The sequence below is a fragment of the Rickettsia endosymbiont of Cardiosporidium cionae genome (assembly GCF_015476335.1).
In the GTDB taxonomy this organism is placed as follows: Bacteria; Pseudomonadota; Alphaproteobacteria; order Rickettsiales; family Rickettsiaceae; genus JADHZC01.
Genome location: NZ_JADAQY010000002.1, coordinates 155,305 through 174,799 on the forward strand (window position 1 = coordinate 155,305; position 19,495 = coordinate 174,799).

Sequence of the window (19,495 nt, forward strand, 5' to 3'; positions counted from 1 at the left end):
ATATCTAAAAGTTAAAAATGAGATTTTAATTTTTCCCAATATTTTTCATATAGTAGAATATCATCTCCTATATCTCCTTGGAATTCTGCTATGTTGTGTATTTTATCTTCAGGATAAATGATATGATTTGTTTGTATCTTTTTATCTAGTAGCAGAAATGCTGTTTTATTAGGACTAGAAAAACCTAAAGATTCACAGATATATTTGGCTATTTCTGGTTTATGTATAAAATCTATAAATTGATAGGCTTCATCAATATGTGCTGCATTTATTGGTATGGCTAAGTTATCTACCCAGAATAATGCTGAGTCCTTCGGATATATATATTTAATATTTGGATTAAATTTAGATGCAATATAAGCATCTCCATTATTGACTATGCCTATTTTGATTTCTTCATTAATGAATAATGATTTTACAGAAGATGAATCAAATACTCTAATATTTGGCAATAGTTTCACTAATTCATTATATACTTGATCAATATTATTTTTGTTAATCTTGCTTTTGTTATTCCCTAGTTTTAGAGAAATTATGTGTAATATTTCTATCATGTCATCAACTAATAATAATTGATTTTTATATTGTGGTTCAAATAAATTTTCCCAATTGTCTACCTTAGTTTTTATGTATTTAGAGTTGTAGCATATAGAGGTACTACCCCAAAGATATGGGACACTATATAAGTTATTTGGATCAAAAGCTTTGTTTAATAATCTTTGATCTAGATGTTTTATGTTACTAATTTTATTGTAATTTATTTTCAATAATAAATTATCTTTTCGCATTTTATTTATCATATAACCAGAAGGAATGATAATATCGTAACCATTGTTGCTATTGTTTAGATCATTTGCTAATAATTTAACTTTTGTATATAAGGAATCATTGTCTTCATAGGTTGATATATTTACTTTTATCCCTGTTTCCTCTGTAAACTGTTTTATGATTCTGTTTGGGATATATTCAGACCAAATAAATAAATTTAATTCTTTTGCGTAGGATATTTCACTAAGATATAGCGAGATCAGGAATAAAATAATAACAATTCTCATAATTTTTTTCTAAAATTGCAATATGAAATGCATACCGATATAAGAGTGATAACAAACATAATACTAGATAATGCACTTGCTTCCGGATTAATGCCTAACCTCATCATTGAAAATAGATTCAGTTGCAATAATTCAATCCCTGGCCCTGATACAAAAAAACTTACTATAACATCGTCTAGCGAAATGGTAAACGCGAAAAACCAACTAAATATTATTGTAGGCTTTAAATTTGGTAGGATAATTAGCCTAAAAATTTGCCATTCATTCGCTCCTAGATCCTGTGCAGACCTTAACATTGATTTATTTAAATTTTCTATTTCGGATAATAATATTACTAATATAAAAGCTATACTAAAAATGATATGTGATAGTAAGACGGTTGTGAATCCTAAGTTGATATGCAATATTTTAAATAAAGCAAGTAGGCTTATCCCTAATGTGATATCAGGCGATACTATCAGAACATAGATTATAGATAAAACAAAATTTTTACCACTAAATTGATATTTATTTAATCCTAAAGCAAATATGATTGCTATCAATACCGATAAAGATGCTGAGATTATTGCTACGAGTATAGTATTTTGAGCACTAGATAATAGTGCATTGTTATCTAAAAGCTTTATATACCAGGATATAGTTTTTTTATCAAATATTCCTTCACTATATTGTGATTCATTGAATGAATATATTATAAGTAATACAACTGGTAAATAAAATAATATATAGATAAATGCTATATATATCTTGATTAAAATTTTTAGCATAATACATAAGTATTTTTTAATACTATTAGACAGAGGTTATATTACGATTTTTTATAGAATCTTGAATATATATAACTAGTTATTATAATAGTGAAATTGATTATATTGATTATAGATGCTCCGAATGTCCAGTCATAAGAGATCAGAAATTTATTTTTAATTAAGTTTCCTAATAAAATATCTTTGTTTCCTCCAAGCATTTCTGGAATGAAAAACATACTTATGCTAGATAGAAATACTAAAATTGACCCTGTTATGATCCCCGGTTTACTTAATGGTGTAATGATAAAATAAAATAGATCTATCTTAGTTGCTCCTAAATCTTTTGCTGCATCTAAATAATTTTTTTGTAACTTTTCAAAAATGATATATAGAGGCATAATCATTAGTGGTAACAGAGAATATACTAGCCCTATAATCATTGCGTTCCAGCTATATAATAACATTATAGGATGTTGAATTATTCCGACTTTAATTAATAATTGATTAATTAATCCATTGATTTTCAATATGCTCATAATAGAATAACTTCTTAGCAATGGGCTTGTCCAAAAGGGTATGATTATTAATATGAATAATATGTCTTTGAGTGATTTATTTTTTATATTTTGCGATATATAAAATGCAAAAGGGTAAGAAATTATTAGGCATATTACAGTGACAGTTAGTGAAATGATAAAAGTTTTGCTGAATATCACAAAATATACTGAAGAAAATAATTTTAGATAATTATTTATTGTGAAATTTGTTGTAAATATTGAGTATTCGTCTCTTTCAAAAAAACTTATTAATAATAGAGTAAGATTAGGGAAAATAAACGATATAGATAACCAAATAATAACTAATATAAAAAATACTATTTGACTTAATTTTTTCGTATTACATAACTCTTTATAGATTTTTGTTAAAATATTCATAAATACCAAATGCTTCTAGACTAAGACTTAGTACTTAGGATATAACTAAAACTTTAATTTATCTAATAATTACCTCATGTGTTTTATCCCAAGTAACTAGAACTTTTTTACCAATTTTTAGGTCAGGGCATTCTAACATAGATCTTTGTGATATGGTAGCGGTAATTTTTTTTTTATTTGGAAGTGATAAAATATAGTCAAATAATGCTCCTCTATATCTTATATCGATTATGGTAGCTATCATTTTCTGAGTAAGACTTACTGTAGTTTGTTCAGTATAATCTTTTATTTCTAATAACTGAAGATTTTCTGGTCTGATACATAATTTAATTTTTTGATTAATCGATATCTCTCTCGCATGATTTTCTGCATTCCAATACAGGATATACAGATATTCATTTTCTAATATTAGTTCACAATTGCTTTCATTTATAGAAGTAATAACTGAATCAAAGCAATTAATCTCTCCTATAAAATTTGCTACAAACATATTTGAAGGTCTTTCATATATACTTCTGGGATCTGCTATTTGTTTTATTATCCCATTTTCATTTATTACTACTATAATATCTGATATTGATAGTGCTTCCTCTTGATCATGGGTAACATGTATGAATGTTATCCCGAGCTCTTTTTGCATTTGTTTTAAGTCTTTTTGCATTTGTTTTCTTAACGTTTCATCCAATGCACTTAGGGGTTCATCTAGTAGCAATATTGCTGGTTTATTTATAATAGCTCTTGCTACTGCCACCCTTTGTTTTTCTCCTCCTGAAAGTTGATCAGGCATTTTATTTACATATTTTTGCATTCGGACCAATTGTAAGACTTCATCCACTTTATGTTTGATTATATTATCAGGAATTTTTTTTATTTTTAGACCAAATGCAACATTTGCATATATATTCATGTGTGGGAATAGGCTGTAATTTTGAAATACAGTGTTAACTGGCCTTGCATTTGGAGGCAATTTAGTAATATTTTGACCATTCATGACTATTTCTCCCTGGTCTACACACTCTAACCCTGCTATAAGTTTTAGTATGGTAGATTTGCCAGATCCAGATGGGCCTAATATTGTGATAAACCCATCCTGATTTACTGTAAAGCTGAAATTATTTAATATTAAATCATTTCTATAGCTTTTATAAATATTTTTTAGTTCTATTAATGGAAATTTTTTATTTTGCAATTCTATTAACTGATTCAAAAAATTGTTTAATCAGTGCAGTATCAGTATCAAAGATTAAAATACATTAAAATTAATCTACTAAAGTTTAGCTAGTATTATATCTAAACTACATTTTGTTACTGTATTGATACAATAATGTCACTACTGTGATTCCTACTATTCTACGCTAGATTATACAGTGTTTAATATCAAATACAATAGATGTAATCTTATCTTTAGTTTATATTAATTAGTGTATTATGGTAAAAAATATAGTAAAAAACAGAAATTTATCAAAACATATGTGAGATGCTTTGGCATAGTTTTATCAAAAAATTATCGTATAAAGTTAACAATGTAGGTAAAAGATTATAAAATTAGGTCAATTTTTTGTGAATTCTAAGATAGGGTCTGTATGCAGGAAATTAATAATGAATTAAAATTGAACAAAAAATGGAGTTGCAATAGATGTAAATCTGTACATGGTGAGATACAGATACTATTATAAATATAAAAAATTGTATGATTATCAAGTTGCAAAGAAAGGATGGCTGTCCTTCTCAGATAACTGAATCTGTGTAAGGCTCTTAAAAAAATGATGGTAGTTAGCTGTTAAAGATGTTAAGAGCTTCGCCACTTCAGTGCAAAGAGCATTTAGTAATATATATACAATGTTTGATATTAATGTTACTATGTTAAATATTTAGTAATAATTAACATAGTAAATAGTTATGCAGAAAGTGTTGGTAGTAGAGGATGATAAACTGAATTATAAATTATTTTATGATCTTTTAGCAATTAAGCATTGTGCAGTAATATTATCTCAAGATGGATATGAGATAGTCGATTTTGTTAAGAAAGAAAAACCTAGTTTAATATTGATGGATATACAACTTAAAGTAGTTTCTGGTATTACATTAATTAAGTCATTAAAATCAGATATTATTACACAAAACATACCAATTGTTGCAGTTAGTGCTTCTGGTATACAACAAGACAAAGAGTTGGTTATGAAAACTGGGTGTGAAATATATTTAGCAAAACCGTTTGACATTAGTGATTTTTATAATATCATTAATATGTTCATTAGATAGACAAAATCAATAAATATATGACAGCAACTATACTGGTTGTAGATGATTCAGCTATCAATTTAAAGTTGATAGAAGATAAGTTGTTGAGCGAGTATTATATAGTTCTAAAATCTAGTAGCCCCTTAGAAGCGCTAGAATTAATTGACACTTATAGTATAGATGTTATTCTTTTAGATATTATGATGCCTGAGTTGAATGGGTTTGAATTTTGTTTAAGGGTTAGATCTGCACCTCAAACTTCTCATATTCCAATCATAATGGTCACTGCGTTATATAATATTCAGGATAGGGTTAGAGGTTTGGAGGTGGGAGCAGATGAGTTCCTTACTAAGCCTGTGAACGATCTGGCTTTATTTACTAGAGTTAAATCTCTTGTCCGTATTAAAATGATTATTGATGAATTAAAGATACGTAGTAGTACAAGGAGAGCTCTTGGAATAGGTAGTAAGCAGTTGTTGGACTTAAAGCACGAGTATAGTGATAGTACAATATTGGTTATAGATGATGATTTGGTACAGATTAAGTATATTACTAAAAGTCTTGAACATGTATATGATGCAATTAGTATTTTAAATAAAATTAGTAATTTAGATTATATAAATGATATTCCGGATCTAATTATTGTAAGTTGTCAGATCGATTTTATAGATCCTCTTAGATTGGTTGGTATCATACGATCTAAGGAAAAGTTTAAAAATTCTGTTTTGATGATGCTAGGAGAAGATGCTTCTATGCATATTATTATGAAAGCTATGGAATTGGGGATAAATGACTATTTTATTTATCCTGTAGATGCAAGTGAACTACAAGCAAGAATTAGAACTCAATTACGGCGTAAATTTTATCAAGATCAGTTAAAACAAGAAATTAATGAATCTTTTAATTTATCAACTAAAGATGGGTTAACAGGAGTATTTAATCGTAGATATTTTGATAGCTATATAAGCTCTTTAATTCAGGATTGTAAACAATTAAGGGCGAATCTTTCTATTATAATGATAGATATTGACGATTTTAAAGAGGTTAATGACAAATATGGTCATCAATCAGGTGATGCTATACTACAGCAGCTAATATCTAATATCGCTGATAATATCAGGGTTACAGATCTATTAGCACGTTATGGCGGTGAAGAATTTATTATCGTTTTAGATCAAACCTTGTTAGATGAGGCAGTGAAAGTAGCAGATAACATTAGAAATATTATAAGCAATACAAAATTCATACTACCTAAAGATAATATTGAAATTAGTAAAACTATTTCTATAGGTATAGCTCAATATAGGCATCAGGAGTCGTTGATATCTTTTATAGATAGGGCAGATTCTGCATTGTACCAAGCCAAGTTTTTAGGGAAAAATAGATTGATTGTTAATTGAGTAGCTAGTTCATATAAATTGCTATATAATTAAATCGGGCATGGGCTGTGTACCTTATGTCTTTGTTGTATAGAAGCTAGGTTAGCGGTGGGTGCATGTGTGTAGTTTAAGGTGTGAAACTAGTGAAATAAACTCACATGGATTGGATTAGATTATGAATGTTGACAGCTTGGATTTTGATAAAATTGATAAAATAGAAGCAAAAAAAGCTATAGATTATTTATCTAAAGAAATTAATAGACATAATATATTATATTATCAGCATGATAGCCCTGTCATTACTGATGCTGAATATGATAGATTATTTCAGTATCTTGAAATTTTAGAACTAAAATTTCCCCAATATATCAGTAATGATAGCCCTACACGTAAAGTGGGTAGTGCTGTTTCTAAAAATTACAGAAAATATCATTATCGCTATCCTATGCTATCACTTAGCAATAGCTTTTCTGTGAAATCTACAATGGATTTTATATCTAGAATACGTAAATTTCTCAATTATCAGGATAGTGAACCATTTATAGATATTTATTGTGAGCCTAAGATTGATGGATTATCTTTTGCTGCAATTTATAAAAATGGGAAACTGGTTCTAGGGGCAACTAGGGGTGATGGATACATTGGTGAAAATATTACTGATAATATTAAAACAATAAGATTACTTCCGCACGAAATTGACCCGTATATTGACAATCTAGAGGTTAGAGGGGAAATATATATAGATGAAAAAGATTTCATAAAAATTAATGAGTTGCAGGCTACATCTGGTAGCGTTAAATTTGCTAATATCAGGAATTTTGCAGCAGGGTCTGTAAGACATCTGGATAGTAATGTTACAGCTAAAAGGCCATTAAAATATTTTGTTTATGCTATAGGAGATCCTTATTCTAAGCTTGTAAGTAACCAAGAAGATTTATTAAAACTTCTACGCAAATTAGGGTTTCAGGTTAATAATATCGGAAAACTTGCAAAGTCTGAACAAGATTTACTAGATTTTTATCATTATATGGATTCAATAAGAAAAAAATTGGATTACCATATTGATGGTATCGTATGCAAGGTCAATGATTTTTCATTACAAAATAGGTTGGGTTATGTATCACGAAGCCCCAGATTTGCTATTGCTTATAAATTTCCTGAAAAAATTATGGAAACTAGAATTATAGATATTATATCCCAGGTGGGGCGCACCGGTGCCGTTACGCCACTCGCATTGATGGAACCTATCACTATAGATGGTAGTAAAATTACTAAAGCTACACTACATAATTATCAAGAAATTATTAAAAAAGATATTAGAATAGGCGATTACGTCATGCTTAAAAAAGCAGGGGAAATAATACCTAAAATAATTTCTGTAAATATTCAAAAACGAGAAAAAAATTTATTGCCTTATCTTATACCCGCTGCTTGCCCTTCTTGTGGTACAGCTATAAAGCATCATGCATCTGAAATAATATTATATTGTAGTAATTCTTTGCAATGCGATAGCCAACTTAAGCGATCTATATTACATTTCGTTAGTACTGATGCTTTGAATATTAAGGGGTTAGGCAGTAAACAAATAGAGTTTTTATTTCAACAAAATATTATTAGATCTGTTTTAGATATATTTTTACTTAAAGATTATGTATCAAATATAATGATGTTATCAGGTTGGGGGAGTAAATCCATACATAATTTGCTAACTAATATTGAAAATGCTAAAAATGTTAGGTTAGATAAATTTATATATGCTTTAGGTATACGACATGTAGGAGATAATAATGCCAGATTATTAGCTCAAGAATATAAAACTGCTGTTAAATTTATAGAATCAATGAAGGCATTAAATATTGATAATAAGAATGATCTGTATTATGAGTTGAGTACAATTGAGGGTTTTGGTAATAAAATTATTCAAGCAATTCAAGATTTTTTTTCATTAGCAAATAATATTAAAATACTGGATGAGCTTTTGCATATCTTGAATATCCAAGATATGGCAATTGCCAGTGAGTCAATTTTCTATGGAAAGAAGGTTATTTTTACAGGTGGTTTATCTACATTATCTAGAGAAGAAGCGAAATCTAAACTATTAAAATTGGGAGCTAGGGTAGTTAGTGCTATCAGTAAAAATGTCGATATCATAGTTGTAGGAAGCAATGCTGGGAAGAAATTACAGCAAGCTAAAGAGTTGGGTATCAAAAAAATTATTGATGAATCAGAGTTATGCAAAATTATTCAATAATATCCTGTTGACCCGAATCCTCCCTTTCCTCTGTTACTGTTAGACAGATTTTCTGATACTACAATATCGGCTCTATAATATTTTGTGATAACTAATTGTGCTATTTTCATACCTCTTGTTATTATAAACTTGTTATATTTATTATGGTTAATCAACAAAATTTTAATTTCACCTCTGTAGTCTGAGTCTATTGTACCTGGGGAATTTAATACAGTAATTCCATGTTTTATTGCTAATCCTGATTTTGGTCTTATTTGACCTTCAAATCCTTTTGGTATTTCAAGTATTATACCCGTATCTATTGATTCTATTGTACCTGGTAACATAACGATATTTTTATCTATAGCTGCGTATAGATCTAACCCTGCACTACCTTCTGTTGCATATTTAGGTATCTCAAATTCAGATGCCTTTTCTAGTATTTGAATATTCAAAATAATGGACATTCTTAACCATTCATTAATTAATATTTATATCAGCAATTTATAATTTCATACAATAATTCTTTAACATGTTGTATACAAAGACTTTTATTCAATATTCTCCAAATGCATTGATGAAATCATATCATCTTGCATGTTAATTGTATTCTCTTTTATTGCATAATTTAAAAAGTTAAATAGATTTTTAGCATATAATCTTGAACTATCAAAATGTGTTTTATTAGCAAGATCACTACATCCTATAATTTTTACTGAGTTTTTTATGATAATATTTTCAATATCAGAAGATTCCACATTACCTCCATAATCACACGCTGTATCAATTATTACAGACCCTGGTTTCATCTTATCTATAATATTATTGTTAATGATTAAAGGAGCTCTTTTACCAGCTATCTGTACTGTAGTGATTACTATATTAAAATTTTCTATGATACTAGATAAAAAATTTTCTTGTATTGATTGATCATTAGCATCCAAGTTTTTAGAATTGATTATTGTTCCTGGGGTATTTATTTCTTGATGATTTTTTTCAGGTGATAAAAATGTTGCGCCTAAACTTTCTACTTGCTCTTCTGTTTCTTTTCTTATGTCATATGCTGAAACTATTGCTCCTAGCCTCTTTGCTGTGGCTATTGCTTGTAGCCCTGCTACCCCTGCCCCTATTATTAGGATTTTTGTAGCATTTATCCTACCTGCTGATGTCATCATCATTGGGATGGATCCGTTGTAATGGTAACTTCCTTCTATTACTGCTCTATAACCTGATAAGTTACTTTGTGAAGATAGTACATCCATATTTTGTACTTTGCTTATTCTGGGTAGCAGTTCCATTGAAATTAGAGTAATATCATTATTAACTGCTTGTTTTATATAATTAACGTCTCTATATTTAGATATCATCCCAATGATTGCCGTATTTTTTGCAGCGAACTGTAATTCATTTAGTTCAGAATTCATAGGGGATGGTCTGACTTTTAATATAATGTTTGCTTTAGAGATTGCATCTTTTATATCTTTTACTATAATTGCTCCATTTGCTGCGTATTCTAGATCTAAAAAATTAGATTGAATACCAATATTCGGTTCTAAATATACATCGTGACCGTTATTTACAAATAATTTTGCAGTTTCTGGAGTAATTGCGCATCTGATTTCATTTTTTTCTCTTTCTTTTAATGCTATTATCTTCATGATATATGAATTTAATAAATTGAGTAAAAATCTATTTTATACAATAATGGATATGTTAAGTAAATTGATATCATGATTAATAAGTTTAGTAAATGAGAATATTTGTTAGGTCCTTTGTTTTTTTGATTTTAAGTATATTTTTAACTATATCTAATAATGCTTGTTTCAGTGATATTCATCAAGAGACTGATTCACGTTACAAAAATAGTCATACCATGCTTGCTGAGTATATTGATGCTATGCAATCTTGCGTTATGGATTTCGTGCATTATGATAGTACAAGCAAAGATAAATATTATGGATCCTTATTAATTAATAAAAATTATAATTTTCGCTTTAATTATTATCAACCATATCCCCTACTAATAGTGGGAGATAAAGATTATATTTCGATATATGATTATGATATGAAGCATTTATCTAGGATCAAAACTGTAGAATATATTAACTTGCTTTTGTTATGTGACAAGGATTATTTAAATCAGAAAATCAAGATAATATATGAAGCTATTGTAGATGATAAATATATAGTGAAAGCAATTCACAATAATTCAAGTGATTATGTATTATCATTGCAGTTTAATAGTGTGAATAAAAAGTTAGAAAAAATAGAAGTAACTGAATTTGATAATTTAGTCACTATAGAAATTAATGATGTTATAAAATTACAATATATTTCTGATAGTTTGTTTGTAATTAGAGACCCTGAAGTATTTGCAGTACCAGAAAGATTGAATAAAAGCCAATTGTCAAAATTATATAGGGAGTGATTATATAGGGAGTAATTTAATCCTTGTAGTAAGTAGTAAATAATATTATTATGGTCCTTGGTTAACATTAGGCATAGATGCTTGTTTAGTTGGTCAGGTCTGGAAAGAAGCAGCCAGAATTTGCTGTGTGGGTTAGTGTTGACCGTAAGGCATTCATATGTAACAATAGAAATATTATATAGTGAATTTTGCTTGTTCTGTGCTCGGCTGGGTATAGCGTTTCACTCAATCATAAATACTAGTATGAATTCAAGGTATGGTTCTATTACCCAAAAATATAGACCAAAGAATTTGAGTGAAATTAAAGGGCAAGAAATTGTAACCAAGATACTTAACTATTCTGTATTAAGTAGCAAAATAGCTAGTGCTTATTTGTTTACTGGGGCTAGGGGTGTAGGTAAAACATCGGCCGCTAGAGCATTGGCAAAGGCTGTAAATTGTACAAATATAAGTAATGTTGCCGGATGTGCTACAGCATGCGGTTCGTGTAAAAATTGTATTGCTGTTAATGATAATGCTCACCCAGATATTTTAGAATTTGATGCTGCAAGTAAAACTAGTGTTGATGATATCCGTGATATTATATCTATTGCAGAGTATTTACCTATGTTATCCAAATACAAGGTGTTTATAATAGATGAAGTGCATATGCTTTCTAAAAACGCATTTAATGCTTTACTTAAGATTATAGAAGAACCTCCTAACCATGTTGTATTTATATTTGCCACAACAGAAATACACAAAATAGCTTTGACTTTTGTCTCTAGGTGTCAGCGCTATAATTTTAAGCGTTGTACAAATACAGCATTATACCAGTTGATTAGTGATATAGCAAAATCTGAAGAGATGAGTATTGATAAAGGGGCTATAGAGCTTATAGTACAAAATTCAGAAGGCATAGTACGTGATGCTTTGACAATGTTAGAACAATCTGTGGTTTACAGTAATATTAATAAAATTAATCATGTTACTATTGAGATAGTCACTGATGTTTTATCTCTAGGATCTTTTTCTGATGTGATCGATGTCACCGCAAATATTATATGTGGCAATATTACTTCTGCACTTAATAATATCAATAATGTTTATATGAATACTGCTAATATTGAGATTTTTTTGGCTAATATAGCAGATTTTTTAGCAGAGTTGGTTAAATATAAGTTACTAGATAGTTATTATAATATAATACATGAAAATTATTTGGATAAGATACAAAATATTTTAAATACTGTTTCGCTTGAGCATTTAAGTATATTATGGCAAATTTTTACTCAAGCTTTAATGGAGATCAAATCTACTCATAATATGTTAGTATTTTTAGAAATGTTGATTGTCAAAGCTATTTATTCTTGTGCAGTGAAAATTGAGGATAATTCAGATATTGCAGATATTGATACTAAAATTGATTTGAAATATTATAAATCTACTGATCAAGCCAAATCTAATATTAAGTCTATTGATCAGGACAAATCTAATATTAAGTCTACTGATCAAGCGAAATCTAATATCGTAATTCATCAAAAAGGTAACAGTTCTAACCTTAATGCTTCTATTCACCCTGAATACCAGGATGATATTGATAATAAGATTGATTGTCTCCATAAAAATACTACAATATCTAACACAGAGGTTCATGTTGAGTCTGAGGCTCTATTTGATGATAGAAATGATTTGGATTCTTTAATTAATTTTATCCGTTATTGCTATGAGCTTAAAGCTTTTGATCTATACTATATTATTATGAATCAGATTGAGATTACTATGGTAGAGCATAATAAGGTTTGCATATTTGGTGAACTTAGCCATGATAAGTTGTCTATGTTCAAAAAGATACTGGAAGGGTGGAGTAATGGTATGTGGGAGTTGCATTATTTAGTCAAGAAGGATATAATTAGTATTAAGGATAAGATTGTTTCTGATGTTAAATCTAGTAAGTGTTTTAAGTTATTAGAACGGAATTTTATTCATGTTACTGTACAGGATATCTTGCTTCATACCTAATTCAGTTTAGTTTAATTTTAAAATCGTGGGACGTGATGGATATAAGCCAAATACTTAAACAAGGTGAGAATATACAGAAAAAAATGCAGGCAATACAGCAGGATTTAGTAGATCAAGAGTTTTTTGGCTCTTCAGGAGGAGAGTTGGTTAATTTGTCTATTTCTGGGAATAGTGAAATCAAGTCTTTAAAGATAGATGATTCGTTATTAGATGTTGAAAAAAAAGAAATTTTAGAAGACCTGATTATTGCAGCATATAATAATGCTAAATCAAAGTTGAATCTTGAGTCTAAAGATCAATTTGCTAAGAATTTTACTAATATTTCCGGGATGCCTCAGGGGTTTAAATTCCCATTTTTATAATATAACTAAAATAAATATTAAAAGCTATTTGATGTTAGAGAATACCAGTATAGATCAGCTAATATATTTATTTTCAAAATTACCAGGTCTGGGTAATCGTTCTGCTCGCAGGATAGTTCTACATTTGTTAGAAGAAAAGGATCTAAGATTGAAGAGTTTGATAGAAGGTTTAATAAGTGCGGCTGAGCAGATACAAAATTGTTCTATTTGTAATAATATTGATTATAATGAGATCTGTAATATTTGTTCTTCAAAGAATCGTGATACTTCTGTAATAGCTATAGTAGAAACAGTATCAGAACTGTGGGCTATAGAAAGAAGTGAGGTGTTTAAGGGATATTATCACGTGCTAGGTAAATCTTATAAGAATATTAGTGATAATCATCATACTACAGCCAGTTTAGCAAAATTGTTAGATAGGTGTAAATCTCAAAATACACAAGAAATAATAATAGCAACGAATTCTACCTTAGATGGGCAAACAATGGCATATTTTATTACAGAATATTTCAAAGAGCATTCTATTAAGACTTCTAGATTAGCAAATGGTATACCCTTTGGGGGTGAATTGGATTATCTTGATGAAGGTACTTTATCAATTGCCTTGGAGCAGCGATATCTATTTAGTTAATCAGCCGTGTTTTCTTAATGTTTTACGTGATCTTCTATCTTATGTTATATTGATTTTGTTTGTGAGAAGTTTCATTCACAGCTATCACTATTATTTGATTTATGTGTCTGTGTGTTTATGAAAATCATGAATAATTCTTTACCAGAGCTTGAAGTAAGGCAATATATAAAGAATAATGGTTTTATAACAATAGACAACTTAATGTCTATTGCGCTGAATAATACAACAGATTCTTATTATCGTTGTATCGATACTATCGGTTCAGATTTTATTACTGCTCCAGAAATCTCTCAGATGTTCGGTGAGATTATTGGATTATGGATTATAGAGCAGTACCAAATGTTAGGATCCCCTAAAGAAATTTTATTACTTGAACTTGGACCTGGTAGTGGAGTTTTACAAAGAGATATACTGAAAACTCTGCAGTTAAATGATTCATTATTTAATGGGTTAAAGATTTATTTATTAGACATCAATAATAAGTTGATATTACAGCAAAAAAAACTTTTATTCAGGTATCATGATAAAATTCATTGGATCAAAAATATTTATTCATTACCAAATATTCCGACAATTGTTATTGCAAACGAGTTTCTAGATTCTATGCCCATTAAACAATATATCAAAGTTGGTGGAAATTATTATGAGATGACATGTGGAATTTCCACTGATAATTTTGATATTATTTATAACAAATTCTATGGTGAAGAATTTTTATGCAACAGATTTATTGCAATATATCCTAATGCGCTGGATGGAGCTATAATTGAAGAATCTAATATTGCTCTGGAATTTGTAGAGTTATTATCAAAACATTTATTGAAAAATAGTGGATCCGCATTATTTATCGATTATGGGTATAATTATATACCTAAAATTAGAGATAGCTTCACATTTAATAATAGCTTACAATCTTTACTTAATCATCAGTATTCACCGATATTCACTTGTATCGGTCAGTCTGATTTGAGTGCGCATGTTGATTTTTATAAATTAAAACAAGCAGCAATGAATGCTGGAATAACAGATATTTTATTTTATACTCAGAAAGATTTTTTGATAAAATACGGTATCTTAATGAGGCTTAATAAGTTAATAGCACATAAACATAATAAACACGTGCAAGATATTTTAGTCAATCAGGTTAAAAGGTTGATAAGTAAGCAGTATATGGGAGAATTATTTAAAATATTGGAATTAAGGCAACATCTATTGTAGATTTATCATTTTATTTTATAGAGGAGCAATTAATTAGGTGAGTTCCGGTTGACAGGATACTCGTATAGTGATATCATTCCTGTCGGAGGGCTCCTATCTTTAGTCTTCTTTTATATTCTTGTTTGTGTATCGATCGTTTTATCCGCCCTTGTGATTGTAGTTTTTAGGAGTTGAGCTTGGTGTTTTGTTAAGCTGTATATTCTAAATCAGTCTTTAATAGGATTTTATGTGTTTGATAAATTTTTTACAGTGTCTAGTAAAGGTTAATTAAATAGCGATTACAATATATTAAATTATACGATAAATATTTATGACAATTCAACGTAAAGGCATACAAGGGGTAAGACGCTCCTCTCATGCTCAGAATAACAAAACCAACAGTGATATCAGTACTGAGGAGTCTATTAATTTAGATGATAAATCTGGTAGCAGTTATGTAGTATTGAAGGATTTGAAACAACAATCACCAGAGTTATTACAGAAAAAAGCAGAGGAACTTAAAATTGAAAATATTAGCTCATTACTTAAGCAAGAACTGATATTTGCAATACTAAAATATACAGTCGATGCAGGTGGTGTGATCTATGGTGATGGAGTATTAGAAATTTTACCCGATGGGTTTGGCTTTTTGAGATCACCGGATACTAATTATTTACCCGGGCCAGATGATATTTATGTATCACCTAGTCAAATTAGAAGATTAGGCTTGAAAAAGGGTGATACCGTAGAAGGGCAGATTAGGGCTCCTAGATCTAGTGAGCGTTATTTTGCTCTCTTGAAGGTCTATAAAGTCAATTTCGAAGATAATGATAATGCATATCATAGAGTGCATTTTGATAATTTGATACCGATCTTTCCAGATAATAGGTTGGTATTAGAAACTGAGAAAGGCTCTGGTGTACAGCATGATATCAGTACTAGAGTAATTGACATTATAGCTCCTATGGGGAAGGGACAAAGAGCACTTATCGTTGCTCCTCCTAAAACTGGTAAAACTGTACTGTTGCAAAATATAGCACATGCTATTACTAGTAATAATCCTGATATATATTTGATGGTACTCTTAATAGATGAAAGACCAGAAGAAGTAACTGATATGCAAAGATCAGTCCGCGGAGAAGTGGTAAGTTCAACTTTCGATGAACCAGCATCAAGGCATGTACAGCTCACAGAAATGGTAATCGAAAAGGCAAAAAGGCTAGTTGAACATAAAATGGATGTAGTAATATTATTGGATTCTTTAACCAGGCTTGCAAGAGCTTATAATAATGTTGTCCCATCTTCAGGTAAAGTATTAACAGGAGGAGTGGATGCAAATGCCTTACAAAGACCAAAAAGGGTTTTGGGAGCTGCTCGGAATATAGAAAATGGAGGTTCTTTAACAATGATTGCTACTGCTTTAATAGAGACAGGTTCTAGAATGGATGAAGTAATATTTGAAGAGTTTAAGGGAACAGGTAATTCTGAACTCGTATTAGATCGTAAGGTAGCAGATAAGAGAATATACCCTGCTATCGATATTAATAAATCTGGTACGCGTAAGGAAGAGTTATTGGTGAGTAAGTCTGACCTCTCTAAAACTTGGGTGTTGAGGCGTATTATCAGTTCAATGGGGAGTGTGGATGCTATGGAATTTCTTTTAGAAAAATTGAGAGATACTGATATTAACAAAGAATTTTTCCAATCTATGAATTCGTAGTTATAGAGAACTTCATTGATAATTATAGATAATTTAGTTAAGTTTATATATTATGGGTAGAAGAACAAAAATTGCATTGATCGGAGGAGGTAATATAGGAGGAACATTAGCGCATATTATTGCCGCAAGAAATCTTGGGGATATAGTGATATGCGATATTAATGAGGGTTTGGTTTGCGGTAAGTCACTTGATATATCACAAGCTATTACAATTAATAATTCTGATACTAACATAGATGCTAGTACTGATTATAAGTCTATTAAGGATTCAGATGTTGTTGTCATAACAGCTGGTATCTCCAGAAAACCTAATATGAGTCGAGATGATTTGCTAACAACAAATATTGCTGTCATGCGGTCTATTTCAGAGGCGTTGAGCTTATATTCTCCAAATGCTTTTGTAATAGTAGTTACCAACCCTATAGATATTATGGTTTATGCAGTGCATAAATTGAGTAAGTTGCATAAATCAAAAGTAGTGGGCATGGCTGGTATATTGGATACTGGAAGATTCAAAACTTTTATTGCGCAAGAATTTAATGTTTCAGTGGAGAATATAGATGGTTTTGTTCTAGGAGGGCATGGTGATTCTATGGTGCCATTGATACGCTATACTACTATTAGTGGTATACCTATTAGTGAATTTCTAAAAATGGGTTGGAGTACTCAAGAAAAAATTGATAAGATTATAGAACGTACTAAAAATGGTGGAGGTGAAATAGTTTCACTATTAAAATTTAGTTCTGCATATTATGCTCCTGCGTTTGCTATATTTGAGATGCTTGAAAGCTATTTGTTGAATAAAAGAAAGATTCTCCCTTGTTCTGCTTATCTAGATGGAGAGTATGGATATAATAATATTTATGTTGGTGTCCCTGTTATCATAGGGGATCAGGGAGTAGAAAAAATTATTGAGTTGCCTCTTAACGAGAATGAATCTCAATTATTCTCTAAGTCTGTTGAATCGGTAAAATCTTTGATAGATTCTTTAGATATTACTTGATATAATTTATTGCGTGTTTTATTAGGTGAATTGTATGATTTTCTCTTTATGATCATTGCTCTAGTATTAGCTGGTTTAACTTTACTCTCGGTTGTATTTGGTGTTGTATCAATATTATTTAGACAAAATTTGAAGTATAGTTCCACCAGATTGATGTCACTTAGGATTGCACTTCAGTTAATTACAATTATTAGCATTATAATGCTATATTGCTTTTCATCGTGAGTGCATAAAAATTATTTACTGTTATTGTTTTTCTTAATGCTTCCAGATATTTTAAGCTAATGTAGTTTTTTGCTAATTAAATTTGTTGTTCGATTAACTGGTCACAGTCTCCTAATATTATACCTAAATCTTTAAAACTTTCGTATTGATAATTATCCAAAATATTAGCATCTATTTTATCATCCCAAATATTTGTTAGTAAATCTGTTTTGTATACATCATATTTTGGCTTCAAAAAGCATTTTTGATATAACGGTTTTTGTATTACATCAAATTCTTCTACAAGTATACCTTCTTTTTTAGGCTGATTTCTATTAAATGATAAAGTTTGAATTTTACCATGTTGAATTTTATTATCGAGCACTATCGCAGCGTGTCCTGCATGGCCTATACCAGATAAATTTTTATCTTTGAATTGTCTATGGCAGTAAATATCTCCTGGATTGGGGGTATCAGTCGTATCAAACAGTTTTCTTAAGTAATTTATACTTAATGATCTATTACTGTTACAAGCTGCAGGATTTAAACTGTTACCTATCATAGATAAGTCAAATGTAGTAAAATTTATATTTTGTGGCTTATTATGAGCATAATATAATTCAATACTAGAAGAACAATCTTGCGGATTGCATGGTTTATACTGTTCTTTTCTTGAACCGCCAAAACTATACCAACTATGGACTATAGGTATAGTACAAATGCTATCCATATAATTTTTGTGTACTAATACAGAATCGATATTTAGACTTTTTGGTAAAGAAAAACATTTTACAATATAACAATCTCCTCCTGTAATGTCATACATAGATTGTTTAGTTAGCATTTCTACAGTAGAAATTAGTATCAATGATAGAAAGCTGGTGTTTGATGTTCCCCAAAAAGCAGTATTGAGTATTTTGTTATTATTGAATGCATTTTTAACAATTGAATTGTCAAATAATGGCATTTTAGCTTCATTTAATAAAGCTAAAAAATCTTCTCCTGCGTCTGTAGGATTTATATCGAGTATTTCGGGATTAGTGCCTTTTAGTATATCTAGTACAAAATTATAGCACTCAACCATTTTGTTAGTACGTACGTCAAAAGATATTTGATCTAATATTTTGGAGCTAAGAATTTTTTGATTAAATTCTATAAATAGATCTCTCATGTATTTTAGGTGATTACAAAGATCTTCGTATAATTCTTTAGATGAAATATCGTTAAATTTCTCATTTGATTCAACATTTCTTTGTAGTATTTTACCCAATTTTAATTGATCACGCCTTATTAAATGTTGTATAGAGCGAGCATGATATATTATTTGTTTTATATTCATACGGGTAATTAATATAAAATT

General features: G+C 29.4%; 18 protein-coding genes and 1 other RNA gene. 12 read left to right on the top strand and 7 right to left on the bottom strand.

What is annotated here, in order from left to right; all coding sequences use genetic code 11:
- Nucleotides 1-11 precede the first annotated feature (11 nt).
- Genes IHI24_RS01965 through IHI24_RS01980 form a run of 4 tightly spaced genes read right to left on the bottom strand, consistent with a single transcriptional unit; the run spans nucleotide 12 to nucleotide 3,946 of the window.
- Nucleotides 12-1,055 (bottom strand): ABC transporter substrate-binding protein, encoded by a 1,044-nt coding sequence (locus tag IHI24_RS01965; protein ID WP_194966389.1) that lies wholly within the window; start codon nucleotides 1,053-1,055, stop codon nucleotides 12-14.
- A complete protein-coding gene (locus tag IHI24_RS01970) occupies nucleotides 1,052-1,822 on the bottom strand; it encodes an ABC transporter permease subunit (RefSeq protein ID WP_194966390.1) in 771 nt (256 codons plus the stop codon). The genes IHI24_RS01965 and IHI24_RS01970 overlap by 4 nt, the downstream gene beginning before the upstream one ends.
- 41 nt (nucleotides 1,823-1,863) lie before the next feature.
- Complete coding sequence (locus IHI24_RS01975; RefSeq protein WP_194966391.1) at nucleotides 1,864-2,739, bottom strand: ABC transporter permease; 876 nt, start codon at nucleotides 2,737-2,739, stop codon at nucleotides 1,864-1,866.
- Between the two features lie 58 nt (nucleotides 2,740-2,797).
- Nucleotides 2,798-3,946: an ABC transporter ATP-binding protein gene (locus IHI24_RS01980; RefSeq protein ID WP_194966392.1), complete on the bottom strand. Its 1,149-nt coding sequence runs from the start codon at nucleotides 3,944-3,946 to the stop codon at nucleotides 2,798-2,800.
- A gap of 692 nt (nucleotides 3,947-4,638) precedes the next feature.
- Between IHI24_RS01980 and IHI24_RS01985 the strand changes: the two genes are divergently transcribed.
- The 3 genes from IHI24_RS01985 (at nucleotide 4,639) to ligA (ending at nucleotide 8,610) form a co-directional block, all read left to right on the top strand.
- Nucleotides 4,639-5,001, top strand: coding sequence for a response regulator (locus IHI24_RS01985; RefSeq protein ID WP_194966393.1), 363 nt, complete (start codon nucleotides 4,639-4,641; stop codon nucleotides 4,999-5,001).
- Nucleotides 5,002-5,018: 17 nt separating this feature from the next.
- Complete coding sequence (locus IHI24_RS01990; protein WP_194966394.1) at nucleotides 5,019-6,380, top strand: PleD family two-component system response regulator; 1,362 nt, start codon at nucleotides 5,019-5,021, stop codon at nucleotides 6,378-6,380.
- A 154-nt stretch (nucleotides 6,381-6,534) separates the two neighbouring features.
- Nucleotides 6,535-8,610: an NAD-dependent DNA ligase LigA gene (ligA, locus tag IHI24_RS01995; protein ID WP_194966395.1), complete on the top strand. Its 2,076-nt coding sequence runs from the start codon at nucleotides 6,535-6,537 to the stop codon at nucleotides 8,608-8,610.
- Here ligA and dut read toward each other — a convergent pair.
- Together dut and IHI24_RS02005 are read right to left on the bottom strand one after the other, a co-directional pair.
- The gene (gene dut / locus IHI24_RS02000) at nucleotides 8,604-9,056 is read right to left on the bottom strand and encodes a dUTP diphosphatase (RefSeq protein WP_194966396.1); all 453 of its coding nucleotides are present in this window, start codon (nucleotides 9,054-9,056) and stop codon (nucleotides 8,604-8,606) included. The two genes, ligA and dut, sit on opposite strands and share 7 nt — an antisense overlap.
- A gap of 84 nt (nucleotides 9,057-9,140) precedes the next feature.
- Nucleotides 9,141-10,247: a Rossmann-fold NAD(P)-binding domain-containing protein gene (locus tag IHI24_RS02005; RefSeq protein WP_194966397.1), complete on the bottom strand. Its 1,107-nt coding sequence runs from the start codon at nucleotides 10,245-10,247 to the stop codon at nucleotides 9,141-9,143.
- 92 nt (nucleotides 10,248-10,339) lie between these two features.
- Here IHI24_RS02005 and IHI24_RS02010 point away from each other — a divergent pair, with 92 nt between their 5' ends.
- The 9 genes from IHI24_RS02010 to IHI24_RS04790 all read left to right on the top strand — a co-directional run bounded on the left by IHI24_RS02010 (nucleotide 10,340) and on the right by IHI24_RS04790 (nucleotide 18,156).
- The gene (locus IHI24_RS02010; protein ID WP_194966398.1) at nucleotides 10,340-11,017 is read left to right on the top strand and encodes a LolA family protein; all 678 of its coding nucleotides are present in this window, start codon (nucleotides 10,340-10,342) and stop codon (nucleotides 11,015-11,017) included.
- 56 nt (nucleotides 11,018-11,073) lie between these two features.
- Nucleotides 11,074-11,167: signal recognition particle sRNA small type (ffs, locus tag IHI24_RS02015), an RNA gene on the top strand.
- A 93-nt stretch (nucleotides 11,168-11,260) separates the two neighbouring features.
- The gene (gene dnaX, locus IHI24_RS02020; RefSeq protein ID WP_194966399.1) at nucleotides 11,261-13,018 is read left to right on the top strand and encodes a DNA polymerase III subunit gamma/tau; all 1,758 of its coding nucleotides are present in this window, start codon (nucleotides 11,261-11,263) and stop codon (nucleotides 13,016-13,018) included.
- Between the two features lie 35 nt (nucleotides 13,019-13,053).
- A complete protein-coding gene (locus IHI24_RS02025) occupies nucleotides 13,054-13,380 on the top strand; it encodes a YbaB/EbfC family nucleoid-associated protein (RefSeq protein ID WP_194966400.1) in 327 nt (108 codons plus the stop codon).
- 31 nt (nucleotides 13,381-13,411) lie between these two features.
- A complete protein-coding gene (recR, locus tag IHI24_RS02030; RefSeq protein ID WP_194966401.1) occupies nucleotides 13,412-14,011 on the top strand; it encodes a recombination mediator RecR in 600 nt (199 codons plus the stop codon).
- 117 nt (nucleotides 14,012-14,128) lie between these two features.
- Nucleotides 14,129-15,229, top strand: coding sequence for an SAM-dependent methyltransferase (locus tag IHI24_RS02035; RefSeq protein WP_194966402.1), 1,101 nt, complete (start codon nucleotides 14,129-14,131; stop codon nucleotides 15,227-15,229).
- A gap of 310 nt (nucleotides 15,230-15,539) precedes the next feature.
- Nucleotides 15,540-16,928 (top strand): transcription termination factor Rho, encoded by a 1,389-nt coding sequence (rho, locus tag IHI24_RS02040; RefSeq protein ID WP_194966403.1) that lies wholly within the window; start codon nucleotides 15,540-15,542, stop codon nucleotides 16,926-16,928.
- Nucleotides 16,929-16,980: 52 nt separating this feature from the next.
- On the top strand, nucleotides 16,981-17,931 hold the full coding sequence (mdh, locus tag IHI24_RS02045) for a malate dehydrogenase (protein ID WP_194966404.1): 951 nt from the start codon (nucleotides 16,981-16,983) through the stop codon (nucleotides 17,929-17,931).
- Nucleotides 17,932-17,979: 48 nt separating this feature from the next.
- Nucleotides 17,980-18,156 (top strand): HIG1 domain-containing protein, encoded by a 177-nt coding sequence (locus IHI24_RS04790; protein ID WP_407690723.1) that lies wholly within the window; start codon nucleotides 17,980-17,982, stop codon nucleotides 18,154-18,156.
- Nucleotides 18,157-18,232: 76 nt separating this feature from the next.
- Here the strand turns inward: IHI24_RS04790 and IHI24_RS02055 are convergent, their stop codons facing one another.
- Nucleotides 18,233-19,474, bottom strand: coding sequence for a hypothetical protein (locus IHI24_RS02055; RefSeq protein ID WP_194966406.1), 1,242 nt, complete (start codon nucleotides 19,472-19,474; stop codon nucleotides 18,233-18,235).
- Between the last annotated feature and the right edge of the window lie 21 nt (nucleotides 19,475-19,495).

Excerpts from the sequence above, each read along its gene's own strand:
- IHI24_RS02055 (WP_194966406.1), bottom strand. The coding sequence starts at position 19,474 with ATGAATATAAAACAAATAATATATCATGCTCGCTCTATACAACATTTA.
- rho (WP_194966403.1), top strand. The coding sequence starts at position 15,540 with ATGACAATTCAACGTAAAGGCATACAAGGGGTAAGACGCTCCTCTCAT.
- mdh (WP_194966404.1), top strand. The coding sequence starts at position 16,981 with ATGGGTAGAAGAACAAAAATTGCATTGATCGGAGGAGGTAATATAGGA.
- recR (WP_194966401.1), top strand. The coding sequence starts at position 13,412 with ATGTTAGAGAATACCAGTATAGATCAGCTAATATATTTATTTTCAAAA.
- IHI24_RS02025 (WP_194966400.1), top strand. The coding sequence starts at position 13,054 with ATGGATATAAGCCAAATACTTAAACAAGGTGAGAATATACAGAAAAAA.
- IHI24_RS04790 (WP_407690723.1), top strand. The coding sequence starts at position 17,980 with ATGATCATTGCTCTAGTATTAGCTGGTTTAACTTTACTCTCGGTTGTA.
- IHI24_RS01965 (WP_194966389.1), bottom strand. The coding sequence starts at position 1,055 with ATGAGAATTGTTATTATTTTATTCCTGATCTCGCTATATCTTAGTGAA.
- IHI24_RS01970 (WP_194966390.1), bottom strand. The coding sequence starts at position 1,822 with ATGCTAAAAATTTTAATCAAGATATATATAGCATTTATCTATATATTA.
- dnaX (WP_194966399.1), top strand. The coding sequence starts at position 11,261 with ATGAATTCAAGGTATGGTTCTATTACCCAAAAATATAGACCAAAGAAT.
- ligA (WP_194966395.1), top strand. The coding sequence starts at position 6,535 with ATGAATGTTGACAGCTTGGATTTTGATAAAATTGATAAAATAGAAGCA.
- IHI24_RS02010 (WP_194966398.1), top strand. The coding sequence starts at position 10,340 with ATGAGAATATTTGTTAGGTCCTTTGTTTTTTTGATTTTAAGTATATTT.
- IHI24_RS01990 (WP_194966394.1), top strand. The coding sequence starts at position 5,019 with ATGACAGCAACTATACTGGTTGTAGATGATTCAGCTATCAATTTAAAG.
- IHI24_RS01985 (WP_194966393.1), top strand. The coding sequence starts at position 4,639 with ATGCAGAAAGTGTTGGTAGTAGAGGATGATAAACTGAATTATAAATTA.
- dut (WP_194966396.1), bottom strand. The coding sequence starts at position 9,056 with ATGTCCATTATTTTGAATATTCAAATACTAGAAAAGGCATCTGAATTT.
- IHI24_RS02005 (WP_194966397.1), bottom strand. The coding sequence starts at position 10,247 with ATGAAGATAATAGCATTAAAAGAAAGAGAAAAAAATGAAATCAGATGC.
- IHI24_RS02035 (WP_194966402.1), top strand. The coding sequence starts at position 14,129 with ATGAAAATCATGAATAATTCTTTACCAGAGCTTGAAGTAAGGCAATAT.
- IHI24_RS01975 (WP_194966391.1), bottom strand. The coding sequence starts at position 2,739 with ATGAATATTTTAACAAAAATCTATAAAGAGTTATGTAATACGAAAAAA.